This window comes from Segatella copri, assembly GCF_026015295.1.
Taxonomy (GTDB): Bacteria; Bacteroidota; Bacteroidia; order Bacteroidales; family Bacteroidaceae; genus Prevotella; species Prevotella copri_C.
Window position 1 is genome coordinate 2724832 of sequence record NZ_JAPDUW010000001.1, and the last position, 22730, is coordinate 2747561.

The 22730-nt window shown below is 49.0% G+C and carries 16 protein-coding genes; 3 read left to right on the plus strand and 13 right to left on the minus strand.

The window, feature by feature from the left end; genetic code table 11:
- Window positions 1–64: 64 nt before the first annotated feature.
- Together ONT18_RS11545 and ONT18_RS11550 are read left to right on the plus strand one after the other, a co-directional pair.
- Window positions 65–640: an HU family DNA-binding protein gene (locus ONT18_RS11545; RefSeq protein WP_264905697.1), complete on the plus strand. Its 576-nt coding sequence runs from the start codon at window positions 65–67 to the stop codon at window positions 638–640.
- Window positions 641–735: 95 nt separating this feature from the next.
- A complete protein-coding gene (locus tag ONT18_RS11550) occupies window positions 736–834 on the plus strand; it encodes a smalltalk protein (protein WP_228112395.1) in 99 nt (32 codons plus the stop codon).
- 188 nt (window positions 835–1022) lie between these two features.
- Here ONT18_RS11550 and ONT18_RS11555 read toward each other — a convergent pair whose 3' ends face one another.
- The 11 genes from ONT18_RS11555 to ONT18_RS11605 form a co-directional block, all read right to left on the minus strand.
- A complete protein-coding gene (locus tag ONT18_RS11555) occupies window positions 1023–1799 on the minus strand; it encodes a glycosyltransferase family 2 protein (RefSeq protein WP_264905699.1) in 777 nt (258 codons plus the stop codon).
- Window positions 1796–3064 (minus strand): glycosyltransferase family 4 protein, encoded by a 1269-nt coding sequence (locus ONT18_RS11560; RefSeq protein ID WP_264905701.1) that lies wholly within the window; start codon window positions 3062–3064, stop codon window positions 1796–1798. The genes ONT18_RS11555 and ONT18_RS11560 overlap by 4 nt, the downstream gene beginning before the upstream one ends.
- Before the next feature lie 639 nt (window positions 3065–3703).
- On the minus strand, window positions 3704–4183 hold the full coding sequence (ispF, locus tag ONT18_RS11565) for a 2-C-methyl-D-erythritol 2,4-cyclodiphosphate synthase (protein WP_118151411.1): 480 nt from the start codon (window positions 4181–4183) through the stop codon (window positions 3704–3706).
- Between the two features lie 150 nt (window positions 4184–4333).
- Window positions 4334–5512, minus strand: coding sequence for a type IX secretion system outer membrane channel protein PorV (gene porV / locus ONT18_RS11570; protein WP_264906874.1), 1179 nt, complete (start codon window positions 5510–5512; stop codon window positions 4334–4336).
- 20 nt (window positions 5513–5532) lie between these two features.
- Window positions 5533–9171, minus strand: coding sequence for a type IX secretion system sortase PorU (gene porU / locus ONT18_RS11575; RefSeq protein WP_264905703.1), 3639 nt, complete (start codon window positions 9169–9171; stop codon window positions 5533–5535).
- Between the two features lie 25 nt (window positions 9172–9196).
- A complete protein-coding gene (locus tag ONT18_RS11580; protein ID WP_022120436.1) occupies window positions 9197–9814 on the minus strand; it encodes a fumarylacetoacetate hydrolase family protein in 618 nt (205 codons plus the stop codon).
- Window positions 9815–9934: 120 nt separating this feature from the next.
- Window positions 9935–10930, minus strand: a complete 996-nt coding sequence (tsf, locus tag ONT18_RS11585) for a translation elongation factor Ts (RefSeq protein ID WP_006848004.1) — start codon at window positions 10928–10930, stop codon at window positions 9935–9937.
- Window positions 10931–11038: 108 nt separating this feature from the next.
- Complete coding sequence (rpsB, locus tag ONT18_RS11590) at window positions 11039–11809, minus strand: 30S ribosomal protein S2 (protein WP_022120437.1); 771 nt, start codon at window positions 11807–11809, stop codon at window positions 11039–11041.
- Window positions 11810–11967: 158 nt separating this feature from the next.
- A complete protein-coding gene (gene rpsI, locus ONT18_RS11595) occupies window positions 11968–12354 on the minus strand; it encodes a 30S ribosomal protein S9 (RefSeq protein WP_006848006.1) in 387 nt (128 codons plus the stop codon).
- Window positions 12355–12364: 10 nt separating this feature from the next.
- Entirely contained in the window at window positions 12365–12826 is a 462-nt protein-coding gene (gene rplM, locus ONT18_RS11600; protein WP_006848007.1) for a 50S ribosomal protein L13, read from the minus strand.
- Window positions 12827–13151: 325 nt separating this feature from the next.
- Complete coding sequence (locus ONT18_RS11605; protein WP_117587885.1) at window positions 13152–15341, minus strand: glutamine synthetase III family protein; 2190 nt, start codon at window positions 15339–15341, stop codon at window positions 13152–13154.
- Window positions 15342–15609: 268 nt separating this feature from the next.
- Between ONT18_RS11605 and ONT18_RS11610 the strand changes: the two genes are divergently transcribed.
- On the plus strand, window positions 15610–16983 hold the full coding sequence (locus ONT18_RS11610) for an ATP-binding protein (RefSeq protein ID WP_264905705.1): 1374 nt from the start codon (window positions 15610–15612) through the stop codon (window positions 16981–16983).
- Window positions 16984–17202: 219 nt separating this feature from the next.
- Here ONT18_RS11610 and ONT18_RS11615 read toward each other — a convergent pair whose 3' ends face one another.
- Both ONT18_RS11615 and ONT18_RS11620 read right to left on the minus strand, forming a co-directional pair.
- On the minus strand, window positions 17203–19143 hold the full coding sequence (locus tag ONT18_RS11615; RefSeq protein WP_264905707.1) for an alpha-L-arabinofuranosidase C-terminal domain-containing protein: 1941 nt from the start codon (window positions 19141–19143) through the stop codon (window positions 17203–17205).
- Window positions 19144–19283: 140 nt separating this feature from the next.
- Window positions 19284–22553, minus strand: a complete 3270-nt coding sequence (locus tag ONT18_RS11620; protein ID WP_264905709.1) for a glycoside hydrolase family 2 TIM barrel-domain containing protein — start codon at window positions 22551–22553, stop codon at window positions 19284–19286.
- Window positions 22554–22730: the final 177 nt, after the last annotated feature.

The following is a 22730-nucleotide window of genomic DNA, read 5'->3' on the forward strand; positions in this document are numbered from 1 at the left end:
GGCTTGTGCACCCCGCCAAGTCAACATTCAACATTCAACATTCAACACTAAAAAATTTAAGATTATGGAAGTAAAAGGAACATTGAAATATCGTAAAGTACAGCGCACACCTCAGACTGGTGAAAACGCAGGCAAGAAGAAGTGGTATGCTACTTCGGTAACCGACCGCGAAGTGGACTTCGAGGGATTCGTATCGCATATCTCCGACCACGGCTCGCCTTACTCTCGTGGTACTATCCACGGTGTGCTGATGGATGCACTCGACCATCTGCAGGAGCTGATTCTCGACGGCAAGAGCGTGCGTCTCTCTGACCTCGGACTGTTCTCCATCGGTATGAGCTCCAAGGCGGAGGATACCAAGGAGAAGGTGACAGCTGCCAGCGTAGAAGGCGTGCACCTGATTGTGAGAAACACGAAGAGCTGGAGCAATGCCGAGCTGCGCAAGAAGTGCAAGATTCAGGAGTACGGCGGCTATATCGGCACCGACGAGGAGGGCACCACAGGCGGTGGTACTACCGGTGATGGCACTGAACAGGGCGGCGGCTCTGACACCAGCCAGGGCGGCTCAGGTACTACCGGTGGCGGAACCCAAGAAGGCGGCGGAGGCGGCTCTCAGGATAACGGCGACGGGCTTGAATAAAGCCCTCGCCTGAGGGCGGCAAGTAGAAAGCTAGCGTATCCCCTCACCAAGTTAATATTAACATTTAACACTTAACATTAAAAATAATAATAAAGATGATGAAAGCAAATACCTGGAAAACGATTTTGCAGATTGCAATCTCCTTCCTCACAGCCATCGCTACTACGCTCGGAGTTACCAGCTGTAGCGTGTAAAAAAAAAGATGTTTTTTAGATTTTGATTCGACATAGCAAAGCCCCCGGTGCATCACGCATCGGGGGCTTTTTTTTTAACCCTTTAACCAGTCGGCTACCCATGTACGGCGTTTCGCCGTACATGGTATATTAACTAGTTAATAGTCAAGACTTTGCAAACAAATATTATAAAACAATTTAAAAAAATTCTATCTCTTTACAGCCCCTCTTATCACGAACCAAGCATGAACTGCAAGGGTGGGAAGAAGGCCGTAATGGGTGCGCATCACCTGGAAACGCTCCTTCAGGGAAGCTTTGTGGTTCTGCGTGGTCATGCCGCCATCCAGAAAATGGGTGAGGACGGCATGGACGTTGCGCAACGGCAACTTGCGGCGAGATGACTCCCGCATGATGCGGATACACCAGTCTACATCTGCCGAATAACGGTAGTGCAGATCGTAATGAATCTCACGGGCTATGTCTGTGCGGGCATAGAATGACTGGTGGCATACCAGCATGCCCCAGATGAACGAACGCCACGTGAGCTTATTAGGTGGGGCTAGACGGCGATGACGCAGGAAATGACCCATCTCGTCCACGATATCGGTATCGCCGTAAAGTATGCCGGGCAGTACTTCGCCTTCGCCTACACAGCCCTCTACGTACTCCAACGTATCGGCTGTAGGAAAGGTGTCGCCGGCATTCATGAACACCAGGTAATCGCCCGTAGCTCGGTCGATGCTCTTGTTCATGGCATCATAAAGTCCCTTGTCGGGTTCTGATATGACCACGATTTCGTGCGAGCTCTCGCCTACTGCATTGCGATGCTGATATGCCTTCACCAGCTGGAGGGTACGGTCGCGGGAACCGCCATCCATGATGATGTGCTCGATGTTGCAGTAGGTCTGGCGCTGCACGCTGTCGAGGGTACGCTGCAACTCCTTCTCGGCATTGTACGTACAGGTTACGACGGTGAACTTAATCATAACTTATAGTTTTTGTAGGCCATCGCCTCGTTATAAACTTCAATATATTTCAATGCTACGGCATGCTGCGAATAGTTCTGTGCTACCTTTTGCAGACATGCCTGCTTCAGAGCCGCCCTGTTGGCCTCTTCGAGTACCCAGTGGATGCCACTCGCCAGGTCTTCGGTATCGCGGTAGTTGGCCACGTAGCCGTTCTGCTGATGGTCTATCATCTCCGGTATTCCTCCTACCCTGAAACCGATGCTCGGCACGCCGCACGCCATCGACTCCATGATGGTGTTAGGGAGGTTATCTTCGAGCGATGGCAGCACGAAGGCATCGGCAGAATTGTAGATTGCCACTATCTGCTTCTCATCGTTGACATAGCCGAGCGAATAGGACGGCAGGGTGAGGTTTACTTCCTCGGAATGGCCGCCCAGGATGGCGATGGCGGTATTCTCCTTCATCTCGGGATAGCGCGCTACCAGCCGGTCGATGGCTTCGATGAAATAACGCATGCCCTTGCGCTCGTCGGTTACGCGCTGGGATACGAAGAGGATGATATGCTTGTCGGCTGGCAGACCGGCACGCAGACGCGCCTCTGCTTGATCCTGAGGACAGAACACGTGGGTATCTATCGGATTCGGGATGTTGGTGATGCGCTGACCTACGAAGAGACCGCTGCCCTTTGCCTGCCGTTCGAGCCAACGGCTACAGGTGACGAAGGAGATGGCGCCGCGATGGTAGAGTTCCTTCTTGCGGCGGAATATCTTTGCTGAGAGGTCGTTCTTGCTGCCTTTATTGGGGAGAAGCGGACAGTTACCGCAGGCGGAGGCATAGCGGTTGCAGCCACGGGCATAATGGCAGATGCCGGTAGCTGGCCAGAGATCGTGCATGGTCCATACCACCGGTTTGCCGCTGCGGATTATCTTGCGGATGTTCTTGAGTGAGAGCATGCCCTGATTGATCCAGGAGAGATGGATGACATCTGCCTCCTGAAACTCGCGGAGCCTGGTGATATCGGTACCCGATGTTGCCATGTCTACCTCCCAAAGGCGCTGACGGGAGAAATGGAGATGCCAGAACACGCACCAGCGCTCCCACAGGAAGTTCCACTGCAACCTGAGCGAACGGGGCAGACTGACCACGGTGATGTCTTCTGTCTCCTTGTCGCGTACCAACATCTTTGCCTTAACGCCATTGTTGTTAAGGGCATCCATCAGGCGGTTGGCTGCTACTGCCGCTCCGCCTGTCTTTTCACTTGTATTTACTATGAGTACTCTCATCTGCGTATATTTTTGATACCGCAAAAAGCTGCGTATATTGATTGATACTGCAAAGATAGCACAAATCGGAGACAAAACAAAATAAAAAGGCATGTTTTTTTCGAGGAAGTCGGAAAAGGAGGAAACGGAAGGGGGAGAAAGGGGCATAAAAAAACATACCACAACTCTCAACGAGCTGTGGCATGCAATATGTTTAACTTAAAAAATCTAATCAAAATAGTCTCACGACTTTCTCAATTATCGGTTAAACAATCTACCTTAAAACCTAATAACTAAAAACCTAAATCTATTACTACTAACCTAAACAATCTATTAACCTTTTGACACTGCAAAATTACTACTATTTCGGCTATTCACCAAATATTCAGCCAAGAAAGTGTGACGTTTTTGCATTTTTTTGATATATATCAAGCAAAAATGAACAAAAGAAACGGAAATTAACAACTTTCTGACACTTTTCCTACATTTTGCAGAATATAAAGCTTTTGCCCTTTCAGGGCGCCTTGCTGATTGCCATTATACCCAGGGCGATGCCCTGGGCTAGGAGCTTCTGCCCTTTCAGGGCGTGCTGATTGCGTGCTTCCCGATTAAGGGCATGCTGATTGCGTGCTGCTCTTTAAAGGGCGCCTTGCTTGCGTTCTATCCTTTCTGAATAAGAACGGTGGCATAGGCGGAGATGCCCTCCATTCTGCCTGTGAATCCGAGTTTCTCGGTAGTTGTTGCCTTGATGGATATCTGGTCTTCGTCTACCCCCATTACCTCTGCCAGACAGGCTTTCATGGCTGGCACATGCGGGTTGAGTTTAGGGCGTTCGGCACAGACTGTGGCATCGATATTGCCCAGTGTATAGCCCTTGGTAGCTATCAGTTCCATCGTTTTGCGGAGCAGTATCTTAGAATCCACATTCAGTGTTTCTGCTGCCGTATCGGGGAAATGATATCCGATATCACGCATGTTGGCGGCGCCCAACAGGGCATCGCAAATGGCATGTATCAGCACATCGGCATCGCTGTGGCCCAGCAATCCCAGTTCATAATCTATCTTGATTCCTCCCAGCCACAAGTCGCGGTCAGCCACCAGCTTGTGGACATCATATCCAAATCCTACACGTATATTCATAACTTTAAATTAATTGAATGTTGAATGTTGAATGTTGAATGTTGAATTTTTGCCTAACGGACTCAAGGGCGCTAGCCTAATTCAACATTCAACATTCAACATTCAACACTATTCATTCAACACTCAACACTCAACACTCAACACTCAACATTACCTTTTAAAGAGGTCCTTCAGTCCATCCATATCAAACGACAGGGTGAAGCGGAGGGTCTGGTCGAGCGGGTTGCTCTTGGCGGTAGCCACCACATAGGCAGCATCGAGCGAGAAGACATTCATCTTGAAACCGGCACCCACGGTGAAGTACTTGCGGTTACCCTTGCTCTGACTCTCGTGATGATAACCGGCACGGAGCGCAAACTTATCATTATATACATACTCGGCACCCAGACCATAGTTGATTTCCTCCAGCTCTTCCTTGAAACCGCCAGGGGCATCGCTGAAACTCTTGAAGATACCGCTGATGCCCGAAATATCATCATACTCACGATGCACACGGTCTTCATATTCTGAATTGTCCTCACCCTCTTCCTGCTTCGGAACGGTAGGCACCAGATACTTGTTGGCATCGGCTGCCAGGGTAACGCGGTTGTATTCGTCGATAGGAATCATCAGCGAAGCACCCAGACGCATGTTGGCTGGCAGGAACTCGCCATACTCCTTGCCGCTGAAGGTAATCTTACTACCGATGTTAGAAATATTCAAGCCCAAACCCAACTGGCATTCGCGCTGGCCGATGACCACATAGTTCTGGTAATAGGCGGCGATATCGGCTGCGAAAGCGGAGGCAGGCGAATTATCTTCGGTATAATCGAAGCGCATATCGGAATAGATCCAGCGGATGGCGGCAGCAAGAGAGAACTTCTCGCTGAGCATCAGAGAATAAGCCACATCGACCGACATCTCGTAAGGATTGATGGTCATACCCGTGCCACTCTCGGCACCTTCCTGACTGGTAAACACTTCGCCCATATTGAAATAACGGAGCGATGCCGATACGGCGCTATAATCGCCAATGCGGTAATAGCCAGAGAGATAGGCGAGGTTCATATCATTGACCAGCGAGCGCAGCCAAGGAGTGAAACTGAGAGACACTCCGGCACGCGAAATGGTGAAAGGATATTTTGCCGGATTCCAGTACTGGGAATTGACATCAGGGTCAGTAGCCGCACCGATGTCTCCCAAACCGCCACCACGGGCATCAGGAGCTATGGTCTGTGAAATGACTGCATAGTTCACAGGATTGAAGAGGTCTTTCTTATCCTGCGCCTTCACTTCTGATGCCATCAGAGTGAGACATCCCAAAATGAATATCTTATAGATTCTTTTCATTGCCATTGTAAATATATTTTTTATTTGATAATGATGAGTTTCTTGACTTTAGAGGTGTAGCTGCTGCCATCGCTCGCCACCTTGACGCGATAGAGATATACGCCGGTGCCCAGAGGGGTGCCGCTATCGGAGGTGAGGTCCCAGCTTACGGTATAGCTGCCCGAGGTAGGTACACCGCTTTCGGAATGGCGCCAGTGCTGTCTGCCCGATGAATCGAACACTTCTACCACCACGTCCATATCGCTCTCTGTGCGGTCGTGACTGATGATGAAGGTGGTAGAGGTCTTAGCCGGATTGGCGGTTACGCCCACATCGAAGAGCGCCGGACTCAGTGCCTTCACCACATTGAAACGGAGCTGCACCGTAGAACTGTTGTTCTGGATATCCCAGGCTCGGAAGGTGAGTTCGTGCTTGCCCGGTTCCAGTTGCGGTATGCTGTAATAGGTAGAACCGCTGGTATAGGTTCCGAAATCGTAGGTGAAATTGCTGTTCAGCACGTAGGTCTTCGACATATCGCCATCTATCACCAGCTGCAGGTCGTGGCCGATACCGCTTCCGGCAGCATTGATTCCGTCCTTATCGGTTATCTTTGCCACAAAGAACGGGGTGGTGTTGACATTGCCGCCATCTACGAAGGAAGGCGAATTGAGATAGCAATAGATGGAAGGACCGATGGAATCGTTCTTCTGCTCCTCGCTCTCGCCTACCGTAAACTGCTCGCAGGAGCCGTGGGCAGAGAGGGTCTTGGCGGTATTCACCGCATAGAGGTTGACCAAACCGCTCTGGTTGGAATAATTGATATCCAGCGGAACGGCAAAGGAGAAGGCAAACTTGCCGCCTCTTACGCTATCGGTGCCCTGATACAGGGTCTTGGTTCTGTCTTTGTATTCGAAAGCCTTCTCAGCGCCATCCTTGCCGGTATCGTTCAGGCGACAGGTAATCGTCTCCTTGGAATCTCTTACGGTAGCGGTAATCACGCCCCGGAAGTCGTCTGCTCCCTCAATATGACCTGCCATGCGGGCGATAGAGCCTGCCTTGAGCATCGGCAGGGTTGCGGCTCCGGCAACAGGTATGCCATTGATGGAATCTACCACAATCTGATGCATAGGCAGATTGAGCGCAAGCGCCGGGTCGCCCAGAAGGGAATAGTGAAGATAGTTTACCGTGACATCAGAGCCGGAATTAGGTACGTTGCCGCTCACCAGGTCGTTCTGCGCCAGTCGGTGCGCCTCGCCTATCGTGACAGGCTTGCCGTCTACCAGACTGAGCACTCTGTGGATGAAGGCACGGTTGATATGTCTGTTATACTGGGCGTAAACGGTACGGGTGGTGCCATAGAAGGCTACTGCGCCGCCTTTTTCGTTGAGCAGCGCATATTCGCCGATGTTGGCATCGAGTCCGTCGAACGGCATGATATCGCAGGAGGCAGTTACCCAGAGCGGCAGGTTGGTATTGCGGAAATCGGCAAAATCGTTGAGTTTCAGAACTGATTCGTGCGACATCTGTGTAGGATCGCCATGTCCAGCATAATCCATGATGAGGGCTCCCGCAGCCTGCTGCTGCTTGATGATTCTCGTTGCCTCGGGATAGGTATTGCCCGAAGAGGAGGTTTCGCGGGTATAGGCATCCCACATCACCTTCTTGACGAGATAGGCGGGATAGGTGGTGAGCACATCATTTGCCACCTCATCGGCATCCTGCATGTGGAGGTTTCCGTTTCCGTCATCGCCCATAAACATCAGGGTGTTCTGCCAGGCGCCTGCATTGGCATTCTGAGCATAACTGATGGTCTTGTCTACCAGCACCTGGGCTTCTTCTGCATAAGTTACCGGAAAACGACCTACGGCTACATCCTGCAGCTCACGGTTAGGATACAGTCCGGCTCCCTCGCCGAGCATACCGAACCAGCTGTCGCTGACGAAGCAGGATACGGCGCTGAAGGAGTTTTCACTCTCAAAGCACAGCAGATAATCGTCTGGATTCAGGGTTCTGCAACCGGAGGTAAGCATGCGGTTATCCCATACGCAGTCGCCGAAAAGCAGGAGGTATTTCGGCATGTCAGCCTCGCTCTGCGCCTTATCGGAAAGCATGCGCAGGTAGCGGCGGTAGGCGTTGGCATCGGGGGTACCGCTAGAAAATTCGTTATAGAGTTCATCGGCAGGCACAATGGTAACGCGCAGTCCGTCGTGCTGTTCATGAAATTCTTTCAGTCGCTGAGCCTGTTTCAGCAGTTTCTGTGAGGCGGGTATGATGATGACCATATCGGCAGTTCCATCGGCATGATGATCCTGGTTGGTGATGCCGTAGACATACTGGGCAGCCGGAATCTTTCCACCGGCAGCAAGGTTGGCAGCGGTAAAGGCACAGCTTCCAGGCTCTGCCCACGTTACGGAGATATAATCGAGGCGGATGGAAGCGCCTGACAAGACCTTGATAGAGATGGTATCCTTATCCTGGAAATCGGAAATGGGATAAGTGGCAACCTTCTCTGTAGCCTTGAGGTAAGATATATCCTCCGTCGGATTGTCATCCTTGAGAGAAAGGGTGATTTCGCCCAAAGCCTTGCCATTCTTCAGTATCTGAGCCACGCTGTTTGTGGTGGTAGTCAGGGCTACGGAGAGTTTGCCTGCCGCAGAACCGGTGGTATTCGTGATTACCACTTTCTTCTCATCGCCCACCTTCAGCTCTTCTGCATCGAAGAGGTTTCTGCCGCCATGATAGTAGCTGTAACCATCTGGCTCATAGAGGGAATGGTAATCGTAAGGCTGCGGATAATGGGAAGAGACAAAGGTGGCTGAATCCTGCACCAGAGGCTCTCCATCGGTCTGGGTAATAAAATAGTAGCCGTAATCGGAATAAGGATTACGGACGCGCTGGAGGGCGGTTTCTGACTTCCAGGAAACCGACCCCCGGGCATAGAAATAATGCTTGCCGCCAACGATGCACTGAGGAACTTCCTGCAAATCGTCGGTAGCCTGCAGTTCGCTCGCCAGAAGGGCTTCGTTCTGCAGATTGCCGCCATAGCCGTAAATCTTCACCTTGCTGATATCGGAGAAGCCTGCCTGGCGCACTACCTGTTCGGTAAGCTGATGGAAACCGGTTTCGCTGACTCTGATCTTCGCCCATCTGCCTGAGGCAAGGACGGAATGGGAGGCATAGAGGGAGGTAGCTGAGCGCAAAGCATCAGAAGAAGCAAAGGCTGATACTTTGCCCTTAGCCAACAGAGAACCTCGACTGGAACGCTCGGAGCGCTTCAGAGGACGGGCATCTACCTGGAGCATGAAGCTGACCAGCAGCTGATGGCGGTTATTGCGGAATACGACAGGACTGAAATCTATCTGGAGTACGCCCTGCTTACGACATTCGGTAACCCGCTGCTGTGGAAATACCTGCTCAGGAGGAACTGCACCCGACAGGCGGTTGTAATTGGCGATGTCGGAGGCAGTCATGTCGATATACTCGCCATATTTCAGACTGACGGTATATACAGAATCACGATATGCACCGGTCAAAGGAATGGAATACACGAAACGGGGCAACACGGAATCTACTCTGACTTCTGAAGAGGTCAGATTGAAGAATCGCTGTGCCTGAGCAGGAGCCACCAGCATGAGCAGGCATGCCAGCAGCATGTATTTCCAAACCTTCGTTGTGTTCATATCGATATATTACTTGCAATATTGTTTATTTACAGTGAAAATCGAGCACCTTCCTGTCTTCGAGATAGCCTACGAGATGGTCGTCGATGTTGACAGGACCGCAGCCTGTAGGACATCCGGTATAGAGCAGGTCGCCCGTCTTGAGCGTGAAGTACTGGCTGATATAGGAGATGATTTCATCTACCTTGTAGAGCATATCGCTCGTGCAGCCTTCCTGTACGGTCTTGTCATTGAGATCGAGGCGGAAGTGCAGTGCCTGGATATCACGGAACTTCTGGATGTCGACCCATTCGCCGATAACGGCAGAACCGTCGAATCCCTTGGCGAGTTCCCAAGGCTGGCCAGCCTCGCGCAGCTTCTTCTGCATCTCGCGTGCCGTAAAGTCGATACCTACGGTTACTGCATCGTAATAGCGGTGGGCGAAACGCTGCGGAATGGTCTTTCCCAACTTGGATATTCTGACCACTACTTCGGTTTCATACTCTATTCTTCCCAGATGATCAGGAATGAAGAAAGGCTTGCCGTTATTGAGCAAAGCAGAATCAGCCTTGGTAAAGATGACAGGACGCTCTGGTTTAGATAACGTACCATGCAGCGATTTATTGTGTTCGGTATAGTTCATACCGATAGCAAATATCTTCATAACATCAAATTTTTATATAAAAAAGAAATGGGAGTTAGAAGCAAAGCGAGGCTTAACTTCATAACTCCCGGTATTCTAATTTAACTATAAGTCAAATTAACGCTTGCTTTTGAGTAATGATTACTCAGCAGCAAGAGTAAAGCGCTGGTAAGCAACGATCTTGAGATCCTTGCTCTGAGAAGCGAGGTACTGAGCAACAGTCTGCTTGTCACCGTCACCGAACTGGAACTCCTGGTCAACGAGGCAGTTCTCCTTGAAGAACTTAGCCAGACGACCATTAGCAATGTTCTGGATCATAGTAGGGTTCAAAGTAGCAGCCTTCTCCTCACCAACAGTCTTCTTGATGTTGCGAGCCTCTTCAGCCTGCTCAGGTGTCAACCAACCCTTCTTGGTGTTGCTCTCGATGTGCTCCTCAGAGTCAACGTGAGCTGGGTTGATGCCAGCCTTCTTCAAAGCAGCGTTAACAGCCTTCTCTACGAGCTCTTCCTTAGTCTTGGCTACAGCAACCTCGAGCTCAGTCTTCTTAGTCTCCTCAGAAACAGAAGACTCGTCGAGAGCTACAGGGCGCATAGCAGCAACCTGCATAGCTACCTTGTGACCAGCCTCCTCGTTGTTCTCGTTGAGCTGAACCATAGTACACAAAGTGTGCTTGTTCATGTGGTCGTAAACCTCGATGTTGTCACCCTCGAGAACACAGTAGCCGTCGAGCTCCATCTTCTCGCCAGTGATACCAGAGCGCTGTGTAACAGCAGCCTGAGCATCAGCATCACCAACCTTCAAAGTCTTCACCTCGTCGAGAGTGTGAGCCTTGGCAGCGATAGCAGCGTCGAGGATGTCAGATGTCAACTTGATGAAGTCAGCACCGTTAGCTACGAAGTCAGTCTCGCACTTGAGAGCGATGATAGCAGCGAAATCGTTAACCTTCTTAACGAGAACGCAACCGTTAGAAGTCTCACGGTCAGAACGCTTAGCAGCGATAGCGAGACCACGCTCACGGAGCAACTCCTTTGCCTTATCGAAATCACCTTCAGCCTCTGTGAGTGCCTTCTTAACGTCAGCAAGACCAGCACCAGTCATAGCGCGAAGTTTCTTGATATCTTCAATTGAAACAGCCATAATAATATTTTTATATTAAAAAGTTAATAATAATCTTTGCTTAAAAGCTACTAAAGCCATCGAATCATAAACAGAATCAATGGCTTCAGTATATATTTCTTTGCCTAATTACTCAGCCTCGTCCTTGCGGGCAGCCTTCTTCTTAGGCTGGTCCTTCTGCTCAGCAGCAGCCTTGTCGTCAGCCTTCTCAGCCTTGCGCTCCTCGAGAGCCTCAGCGATAGCACCGCAAACTGCAGTAAGGATAGCATCTACAGAATCCTTAGCATCGTCGTTAGCTGGGATAACGTAATCAACATTCTTAGGATCAGAGTTGGTATCTACGATACCGAACACTGGAATACCAAGACGGTTAGCCTCCTTAACAGCGATGTGCTCCTTCATTACGTCAACAACGAAGAGGGCTACTGGGAGACGGGCCATATCTGCGATAGAACCGAGGTTCTTCTCCAACTTAGCACGCTGGCGGCTTACCTGAAGCAACTCACGCTTAGAGAGGTTAGAGAATGTACCATCGTTCAACAGACGATCGATGTTTGTCATTTTCTTAACTGCCTTACGGATTGTAGGGAAGTTGGTGAGCATACCACCAGCCCAACGCTCGTTTACGTATGGCATATTGATAGAAGCTGCCTTCTCAGCAACTACGTCCTTAGCTTGTTTTTTAGTAGCGACAAACAGGATCTTTCTACCTGTCTTGGCAATTGTCTTGAGAGCCTCAGCAGCCTCGTCGATCTTAGCGACAGTCTTGTTGAGGTCGATAATATGAATACCGTTACGCTCCATAAAGATGTAAGGAGCCATTGCTGGATTCCACTTGCGACGGAGGTGTCCGAAGTGGCAACCTGCCTGAAGTAACTGGTCAAAATTTGTTCTTGACATTGTTTTTTCTTTTTTAATTGTGTTTACTTTCTTTTTGAATCTAATGTTAGATCAGTCGATGAGTAGTCCCCGATTAATGGAATCTCACCGATTTAGATACTAAACTTTTTAGCTCAGCTATATATAATCTGTATATATATAATAAAATATGTATAAGATTAACGCTTGCTGAACTGGAAGCGACGACGAGCCTTTGGCTGACCTGGCTTCTTACGCTCAACAGCACGTGAGTCACGTGTCATGAAGCCCGCATCCTTCAAAGCCTTCTTATCGTTAGCGTCGATCTTAACGAGTGCGCGAGCGATAGCGAGGCGGAGAGCCTGGCTCTGACCGGTGAAACCACCACCGTCGAGGTTTGCCTTAATATCATACTTACCCTCAGCTTCGAGCAACTGCAATGGCTGCTTTACTACATAGCGAAGGATTGCTGATGGGAAATATGTCTCAATATCTTTCTTGTTGATTGTGATCTTACCGGTACCCTCTGTGAGGTATACACGAGCTACAGCGCTCTTACGGCGACCAATTGCATTAATTACTTCCATTCTACCTTAATTATTTATACTGGTTAATATCAATAGCCTTTGGCTGCTGTGCCTCGTGCTTGTGCTCTGTGCCATCGTAAATGAAGAGGTTGTCCATCAAAGAACGACCGAGAGGGCCCTTTGGCAACATACCCTTGATAGCGTGACGGAGGATTTTGTCCATTCCATCAGGACGCTTGCGCAACTCTGCTGGAGTGTTGAAGCGCTGACCACCTGGATAACCAGTGTAACGAGTGTAAACCTTATCTGTTTCCTTCTTACCAGTGAAAACTACCTTAGCGGCATTGATAATGATTACGTTGTCACCACAATCTACGTGTGGAGTGAAAGTTGGCTTGTACTTTCCGCGGAGCAATTTAGCAACCTTAGAGCAGAGGCGACCTACAACCTGGTCGGTAGCGTCGATTACGACCCACTCTTTCTTAGCTGTTTCCTTGTTTACGGAAATAGTCTTGTAACTTAATGTGTCCATTTTAAAATTTAAATTTACTACTAAAAAACGTTTTTAATCTTTTTTACTCACTATTCAGACAGGTGATTCACTAACCACATACCCCGGCCACAGGGCATGCTATTAACACACCATATCTTGGGGACTCTAAGCGTATCCCCGAAATAATCGGACTGCAAAATTACACATTTTTATTTGATTATGTGTAGGTTACGAGTTTTAACCCCGAACTTTTATAAATATTTAACTTAGTTTGTGCTTTTCTGCTCAGGATAAGCAAAAAAAGAGTGCATTGTTAACGGCAATGCACTCTTTTTTATTATATCAATTCCTTATCCAGAAAATATTATCTGATGAACAACAGTTCACGATACTTTGGCAATGTCCAAAGTTCATCGGCTACGAGAAGCTCGAGCTTGTCTATCTGATAACGGATTTCCTCCATCTTTGGAGCTACCGTGTCGTGATATGCTACTGCCTTCTCGCGCTCACTCTCTATCTTGTTGGCTACCTTGCGGGCATCTACCAATGCCTCTACACCACGCTCTATTGCCTCGGTGCGCTCGGCTATCTCACGGATAATCTTCACGTTGCGGGCAGTCAGCTTCTTGCCTTCCTCGCCACCGAAGATGTGAATCATGCCCTCTACGTTCTTTGCCAGACGGCTCTGATAGTGGGTAGCCACAGGGATGATGTGGTTCATGCTCAGGTCGCCCATCACACGAGCCTCAATCTGAATCTTCTTGGTATAAGTCTCCCACTTCACCTCGTTGCGCGCCTTCAACTCGCTCTCGCTCATCACGTTGGTCTTGGCAAACATCTCGATGCTCTCCTTGTCCAGATAACGGTCGAAGACTACCGGGCAGGATGCCTCGCAGTCCAAGCCTCGCTTCTGAGCCTCTTCCTTCCACTCATCAGAATAGCCGTTGCCATCGAAGCGGATAGGCTTGCAGGTCTTGATATCCTCGCGTACAATATCTATAATAGCCGATGTCTGGTCCTCGCCCTTTGCTATCAAGGCATCTACACGAGCCTTGAAATTTTCGAGAGCCTCAGCTACGGCAGCATTCAGTACGATGAGAGATGACGCACAGTTGGCCTCTGAACCTACGGCACGGAACTCGAAACGGTTTCCGGTGAAGGCGAATGGAGAGGTACGGTTGCGGTCGGTGTTATCGATCATCAGCTCCGGAATCTCAGGGATATCCAGCTCCATACCCTTCTTGCCAGCCAGGGCGAAGAGTTCTTCCTTGTCTGCCTTCTCGATATGGTCGAGCAGGTCGGTGAGCTGCTTGCCGAGGAATGAAGAGATGATGGCTGGTGGTGCCTCGTTGGCTCCCAGACGGTGCGCATTGGTAGCGCTCATGATAGATGCCTTCAGCAGTCCGTTGTGCTTGTATACACCCATCAGGGTCTCTACGATGAAGACTACGAAGCGGAGGTTGTCCTCCGGTGTCTTGCCTGCTGCATGGAGCAGTACGCCGGTATCGGTGCAGAGACTCCAGTTGTTGTGCTTGCCCGAACCATTCACACCAGCGAATGGCTTCTCGTGAAGGAGCACACGGAAACCGTGCTTGTGAGCCACACGCTTCATCAGACTCATCAGGAGCATATTATGGTCTACGGCAAGATTGCACTCCTCATAGATAGGTGCCAGCTCAAACTGGTTTGGTGCCACCTCGTTATGACGGGTCTTGCAAGGGATGCCGAGTTCGAGCGCCTGGATTTCAAGATCCTTCATGAAAGCCTGCACGCGCTCAGGGATTGTTCCGAAATAGTGGTCGTCCATCTGCTGGTTCTTCGCAGAGTCGTGTCCCATCAGGGTACGGCCTGTGAGCATCAGGTCAGGGCGAGCCGAATAGAGACTCTCATCTACCAGAAAGTACTCCTGCTCCCATCCGAGATTGGTCTGCACCTTCTTCACCTGAGGGTAAAAATAGTGGCACACCTCGGTAGCCGCCTCACTCAGCGTATGGAGCGAGCGGAGCAATGGAGCCTTGTAGTCCAAAGCCTCACCGGTATAAGAAATAAAGATGGTAGGGATACAGAGGGTATCGTCGATGATGAACACAGGCGATGTTGGATCCCATGCAGAATAGCCACGAGCCTCGAAGGTGTTGCGGATACCGCCGTTAGGGAATGAGCTGGCATCAGGTTCCTGCTGGACAAGCAATTTGCCAGAGAATTCCTCAATCATACCACCCTTTCCGTCATGCTCCACGAAGGCATCATGCTTCTCGGCAGTACCTTCTGTCAATGGCTGGAACCAGTGAGTATAATGTGTTACCCCGTTTTCCTCAGCCCAGAGCTTCATGCCGGCAGCCACGGCATCAGCGATGGAACGGTCCAGACGAGTACCGTTATCTATCACATCGATGAGTTTCTCATACACATCAGATGGCAGATACTTGTACATCTTCTGGCGGTTGAATACATACTTGGCGAAGTACTCCGAAGGGCGCACCTTGGGAGCCTCTACCTCTACAGGTCTTTTCTTAAAGGCCTCGGCTACAACCTCAAATCTCAAATTAGCCATTCTTTCTTTTATTATTAATTATAAGTTTGCGGGTGCAAAGTTACGAAAAAATGAGCAAATTGCTAGCGTTTGAGCGTATTTTTTATGCAAAATTCAAACTTTTCTTATTCTTAGCCTGCAAAAGATAAGACAATTCACGCATATTATTTCTCGGATTTGAGTATTTTATCGCCGATTATTTCTCGGATTTGAGTATTTTAACGCGATTTATTTCTCGGATTTGAGTATTTTCGCTATATTTGCACCTGTTATTCAAACAGTTACGATTATGGCAGAATATATACATAGAAACATAGACTCAGAACTCATCGCCTGGAAGGAAGATTCCATGCGGAAACCCTTGCTGCTTCGTGGTGCCCGTCAGGTTGGGAAGTCATCAGCAGTTAAAAACTTGGGAAAGCAATTCGAGTATTTCGCCGAGGTAAACTTCGAACGTAACAAGGCTATCAAAACCTTCTTTCAGGGGGATATTGACGTACGATTGATTGCTAAAAAAATCAGTAGCTATATCAATGTCCCTATAGAAGCAGGTAAGACGCTCCTCTTTCTCGACGAAATCCAGGAATGCCCAGAAGCCATCATGGCACTACGCTTCTTCAAGGAAGATTATCCTGAACTGCATGTCATAGCCGCAGGATCACTTCTGGAATTTACGCTTCAGGAGCTCCCTACTTTTGGAGTAGGAAGGATTCACTCGCTCTTCATGTATCCGATGACTTTCGATGAATTCCTGTATGCCAATCACGAAGAAGGACTCATCCTTCTCCGTAATGAAGCATACGGAAACCAGTCTTTAGATCAAGCCTTCCATGATAAACTCGTGGAATACTTCCGCACCTACCTGCTTGTTGGAGGCATGCCGGAATCTGTTCTGGCATGGACCAAGACACACGATTTCAACCGATGCAGAAACATCCAGGAAGACATCATTCTGACATACGAAGATGATTTCAGCAAGTATAAAAAGAGAGTCAACCCGGATTTGCTGCGCACAACGATGCGTGGCATCTGTCATCAGGCAGGAGAGAAGTTGACATACAAGCAAATATCAGCAGATTATCAGAGTTCACAAATCAGAGAAGCCCTCCGCCTGTTGACACTTGCAGGAATCGTTACTCCTGTGGTCGCTACCTCGGGCAATGGTATTCCGCTGGATGCGGAAGCTGACGAGAAAAACATGAAGGTCCTCTTTCTGGACCCAGGATTACTGTTAGCCGTGCTTCAACTGGAAGGCGACCTGTCTCAGCAGCTCATAGAACTTATTTTAGCCGGCACTCCTCAGGAACTTGTCAATAAGGGAGGCGTAACAGAAATGGTTGCCGGACTCGAGATGATGCGTTACAAACCATGCATCCAGCGCCAGAAGATGTTTTATTGGGAGCAGAAGGGGAAGAGTGTTGCCGAGATAGACTATCTGGAAATCCACAACATGAAGATTACCCCTATCGAAATCAAATCGGGCACTCAGGGCGGCATGAAGAGTCTCTGGCTATTCATGAGAGAGAAAAAGCTCACCGAAGCATTCCGTTGTTCCTTAGAGAATTTTGGATCATTTGATTACATTGACAAGCAGGACGATAATGCCATAAGGCATGTCACCATACTGCCTCTCTATGCATTATCCCTATTGAGAAGCCGTTAATAGTCTGCTAACAAGCAGGATTAGGAATAAAAGTGCCTTTTTCCTACATGGCGACGTAATCTTTCCTACGTCCTGACACAAAAACTCCTGCGTCGCCATGTAATTTCAAGGGCATTAGAAGAGAAAAAATCCCTTGCAACCACTAGAGTCGCAAGGGATTCACATTATCCACTTATCTATTTGTACCTTAAGGGTTTATTGAAGATTGGAGGTCGGCAATTAGAAACGGTATACAACAAAGCTGTTTGGCTTCATCTTCACGTTCAATACATTGCCCTGAACCTGTGCATCTGATACTACAGGAACAACCACATTTTTATTGTCTATCTTGTTTTCTGCCTGAATATCGTCGGCATGGAGAACGGTTACCTTACCTGAGTTCAACTTCTTGATACCATTAAAGGTGACGTTGATTTCCTTTGCCTCGTTAGAGGTGTTGGCAATCTTTACGATGTAGCTCTTGGTAGCCTTGTCGAAGCAAGCGGTGGCATAGAGACCATTCTCACCTGCTACAGCCTTGCCGTTCTCGGTAAGTTTCAACACATTGGTACCCTTGTTCTCGCCGTAGAGCTGCTGAACATAGTAGTTGGCAGAACGGACAGAGCTGAGGTTATCGAACCAGATGAGGTCCGGACGCCACTGCCATCCCTCTACATGAGCGAAGAGAGGTGCATAGGTAGCCTGATAAACCACATCGGCATTACGCTCCAAACCGGTCATGAAAGCTGCCTCAGAAAGGGCTGCCTCCCAAGAGTTTGGATCATTCTCGGCATGAGCAGCATACTCACCGGCAAAGACCTTAGGACCCTTGCGGTCGTACTTGTCGTAACGGCTGGCATTGCTGCGGAACCATTCTGGACTCTTGTAGTAGTGCTCATCCACCATGTCTACGCCCAACTTGCGCATCTGCTCCCAACCGTAGTCGAAGTCCTTTCCATCAGCAGATGGACCTGATGAACCGCAGATCTTGATCTTTGGATACTTGGCATGAATCTGCTCCATGAACTTCTGCAGACGCTCAGGGTACATAGGTCCCCACTGCTCGTTACCGATACCAATCTGCTTCAGATTGAATGGTGCTGGATGACCCATATCGGCACGGAGCTTACCCCACTTAGAGGTGACAGGACCATTGGCAAACTCGATGAGGTCGAGTGCATCGTCGATATAACTCTGGAGATCCTTGACTGCTACATGTGCATTAGGATCCTTATCATCGTTCTGATACTGGCAAGCCAGACCTACAGAGAGAATAGGCAATGGCTCAGCACCAATCTTCTCTGAAAGGAGGAAATACTCATAGAAGCCCAAGCCCAATGACTGATAGTAGTTAGGGAAAAGGCGATGTGGGAAAGTATCTCTCCAGCGGTTCTCGTTCAGAGGACGGTTCTCAGGAGCACCCACAGAGTTCTTCCACTCATAACGGGTATCGAGGTCGGTTCCCTCTACGATACATCCGCCAGGGAAACGGAAGATGCCTGGCTTCAGGTCAGCCAAATCCTGTACGAGGTCGGCACGGAGACCATTCCAGTTGTCCTCAGGGAAGAGAGAGATATGGTCGAGATCTACGCTCTCAGAACCCTTCTCCAGATATACTCGCATCAAACCCTTGGCATCGGTCTGAGGAGAAGTAAGGGTAGCAGTAAGCTTCTGCCATTTATTATTGGTGATGTTGATGACCTGCTTGGCAATGACATCATTCTTTGAATTGACGAGTTCTACGCGAATCTTGCCCTGCTTGCCATCGATGAGATGAAGACGGCCATATACGGTGAAATCGTACTTCATATCCTTCTTCAAGCCCATGCCGAAGAAGCCACGGTTCTCAAGACCAGTCTGCTTCTCACGTGCACCTGCGCTCTCAAGTGTTACATAATGAGGGTTGCGGTCGAAGGCAGGTTTTACGTCGCTGAGGGTTACATTTCCGAATGTATTCCATCCCATCAGGCGCTGTGGGAATTCGAAGGAACGGTTCTCTACCATCTCTGCATAAAGACCACCATCGGCACCGAAGTTGATATCCTCGAAGAAGATACCATACATGGTAGGCTGGATTTCTGCTCCAGGCTTGTTAGCCTGAACAGTAAACTGATGCTGTGCGAAAGCTCCGAGTGAAGACATCGCCAGCAATGCTGCTGCGAAAAATTTTGCTTTTCTCATATTGTTCGTTATTGTTTTATTTTTAGGCTGTACCTACACTTTTCCGTGATAGGTGGTGCAAAGATAAAAAAATCCACCCCGAATGAGGTGGATTTTCTGTTTAAATATATTGGATTTTCGTACAAATCCCTGCTTTTCTACTATTTATCTAATGGAATGAGCACGAAAGTGAAGTTCTTATCGCCATAATGGAGGCGATATTTCTCCAAAGGCCATGCACCCCAAGAGTTCTCACCAGCTACACCAGAATGCTCTGCATCGAGGAAGAGATTGGTGAATTTTGACTTCTTCAGGTTGAAACTGTGGCGCTGATCCTTGTCATCACCATCATCCAATTCTTCTGTGTCAAAGTGGATAGCGGAAGCATAGAATGGCTTGCAGCTCTTCACCTTGAATCCGAAACCGGAAGCATCGGTCTGGTTCCACCAGCGCATATCGCCCTTGGTTCCACTCTCCTGTGGACGGATGTATGGGAAGTACTGGTTGTCGGCATCATCGCTGTAGATTCCGATGCGCATGCAGTCCTCACGGTCAGAATAGTTCTCGATAGGACCACGGCCGTAATACTGGCTCTTGTCCATATCGTATGGCAACTGCATCAGCATACCGAAACGGAACAGATCGCTGACCTTGGCATCATCAGAAGCATCAAACTCCTGGCTTACCTTCATCGCACCGGTGTTAGGCATGATGAGATAATCGATTTCCAGTTCACCCTTCACCTCTGGCATCTCATAGGTTGCACAGATGCTGATGGTGTTTGCCTTCTTGTCCTTTTCAACAGCTACACCCTTCAGGTTCATGACAGGGTTCTTCCAAACCTGGAACTTCTTCTGCAGGCCGGCACCAAAATCATTATCGGTAGGAGCACGCCAGAAGTTTGGCTTCAGGGTACCGCCCTCGCCGAGGAGCGACTTGCCACGATAGGTATATTCAGAGATGAGACCGGTGGTACGGTTCACCTTCACGGTCAGATCAGGAGTAGTAACGGTGATATCCTGCTCGCCCTTCTTGTCGATGAGCTTAGCCTTCACCTTCTTGCCGTCCTGAGCCTTAGCCATGTTTTCTGCACAATGACCGCAGCACTTCTTCTCCTTCACTGCCAGCTGGGCATAAGCCACAATCTGACCAGCCTCCATCAGAGGTTCAGCCTTCTTCAGACGGAAATCGATGTTGAGGAACACCTCCTTGCCCTTTACCTTAGAAAGGTCGTAAGGGATGGTGAAGTTCTTGGTCTGCTGGGCAGCCACTTCGATATCAGCGATGGTACCGTTCTGAGTCTCCACGCCATCCTCAATGAGGCTCCATGCCAAGGCATAGTTGCTCAAATTGCGGAAGAAGTTCTCATTGTATACACTTACTTCGCCCTTCCCTGCATTCACCATCTTTGCCCAGATGTTCTGATACTGGTAGGCTACCTCGTAGGCATGAGGATTGAGCTGACGGTCAGGGCCGATGATACCATTGCAGTTGAAGTTGTTGTCGCTAGGGTCGTAATTGTTGTAATCGCCACCGTAGCAATATTCTATCTTGCGGAGCTCTTCATTGCTCATCTTCTCAGGATTCTTGATGGTCATCGGCTTCAATACCTTGCGGTGCAAGCCCTGGTCAACGAAATCCCAGTCGAAACCACCCTGGAAGATAGGATACTTGCGTACCAGATCCCAGTATTCCTTCAGGTTACCACCCGAATTACCCATAGTATGGTTGTACTCGCACTGGATGAGCGGCATCGGACTGTTAGGGTCCTTCGCATACTTTTCACAAGCACTTACCGGATAATACATAGGGCAGAAGATATCGGTACCCTCGCCTCTGCGAGCCTGCTCATACTGAACCGGACGGCTCTGGTCCTGGCTCTTGATCCACTTGTAAGCCTGCAGGAAGTTATCGCCCATCACAGTCTCATTACCCATACTCCAGGTTACGACACTAGGATGATTGAAGTACATGGAAACATTGTGCTGGTTGCGCTCCATAATCTGCTTGGCAAACATCGGCTTCTTGGCAGCAGCATCATCGCCATACTGGAAACCATGACTCTCCTGGTTAGCCTCAGCTACCACATAGATACCATACTCATCGCAGAGCTCGTACCAGCGTGGATCATCAGGATAGTGGCAGGTACGGACAGCGTTGATATTCAGGCGCTTCATAATCTTGATGTCCTGAATCATGCGCTCCATGCTCAATACATAACCTCCATCAGGGTCAATCTCATGACGGTTGGCACCCTTGATGAGCACAGGCTGACCGTTGACAAGGAACTGCTTGTTCTTGATTTCCACCTTGCGGAAACCTACCTTGACAGGAGTCATGCTTGCTGATTTCATGTTGCCATTCTTCAGCGCACTTGAGAGGGAAACCTGAAGGGTATATAAATAAGGTGTCTCTGCATTCCACTTGTGTGGATTCTCTACGTTCATCGTAATGTTGGCTGTTCCATTCTTTGCCAATCCTGTAGCTGTAGCCACCTGCTTGCCCTCTTTGTCGAAGAGGATGAAGTTCAGCTTGCCTGTTCCCTTTACCTTGGCAGAGATATTGAGCACACCATCCTTGTAGTTGTTTACAAGGTCAGGAGTAACACGGATATCCTCCAAATGCAACTTGGCATCGCGGGCAAAGAGATAGCTCTCACGAGCCACACCACTCAAGCGCCAGAAGTCCTGATCCTCATCCCAGGAACCATCGCACCAGCGGAAGGTCTGGAAGGCAATCAGATTCTTGCCCTTCTTCAGATAAGGAGTGATGTCAAACTCGGCAGCTACCTTGCTATCCTCAGCATAACCGGCAAACTTGCCGTTTACATAGAGATAGATGTTAGAAGTAACGCTACCGAAATGAGCTACAACCTGCTTGCCATCCCAGTTGGCAGGGATGTCGATGATACGGCGGTAAGAACCTACATGGTTATCCTTGGTAGGAACTGCTGGTGGCTGCTCATTGAAATGTTCACGCCATGCAAAACCATTATTTACATACTCCGGATCACCGAATCCATTCATCTCCCAGTTGCCTGGAACATTCATGGTCTTCCAGTTGGAATCATCAAGATCTTCCTTGTAGAAGTCGGTAGGACGCTGGTCGGCATTAGCCACCCAGTTGAACTTCCAGGTTCCGTCGAGCGAAAGGAAATACTTGCTCTCCGTCTTGTTCATGTGCAGGATATCCTTGCTCACGATCTTACCGTCTTTCTCAGAAACCCAGTCATCTGCCGGATAGGTGAAGAAATTGGTGTGCAACGGAAAACGATTGATGGCATTCACCTGAAGGTCGTGCCATTCTGTGTAAGTTGGCTGTTGGATGGTCGTCTTATTCAACGACTTAATGGCAGTCTTCGGTTTGGTTGCACCAAAGGTTGCCATTGCTAATCCTGCCAAACTCAATGTTACGAACAGTCTCTGTTTCATGTTTGTTAGTTATTTATACATTAGATTGAAATTACACCTTATTATATATAGGCTATTCTATACCTTATTATATATAGGCATATCCTTGAGCATCTTATATGCCTCCATGTTGCCGGTAGCCTCAGCTAAGCAACTGCAAATATATGAAAATTAAGTTAGAAACAAGCAGATCGCCCG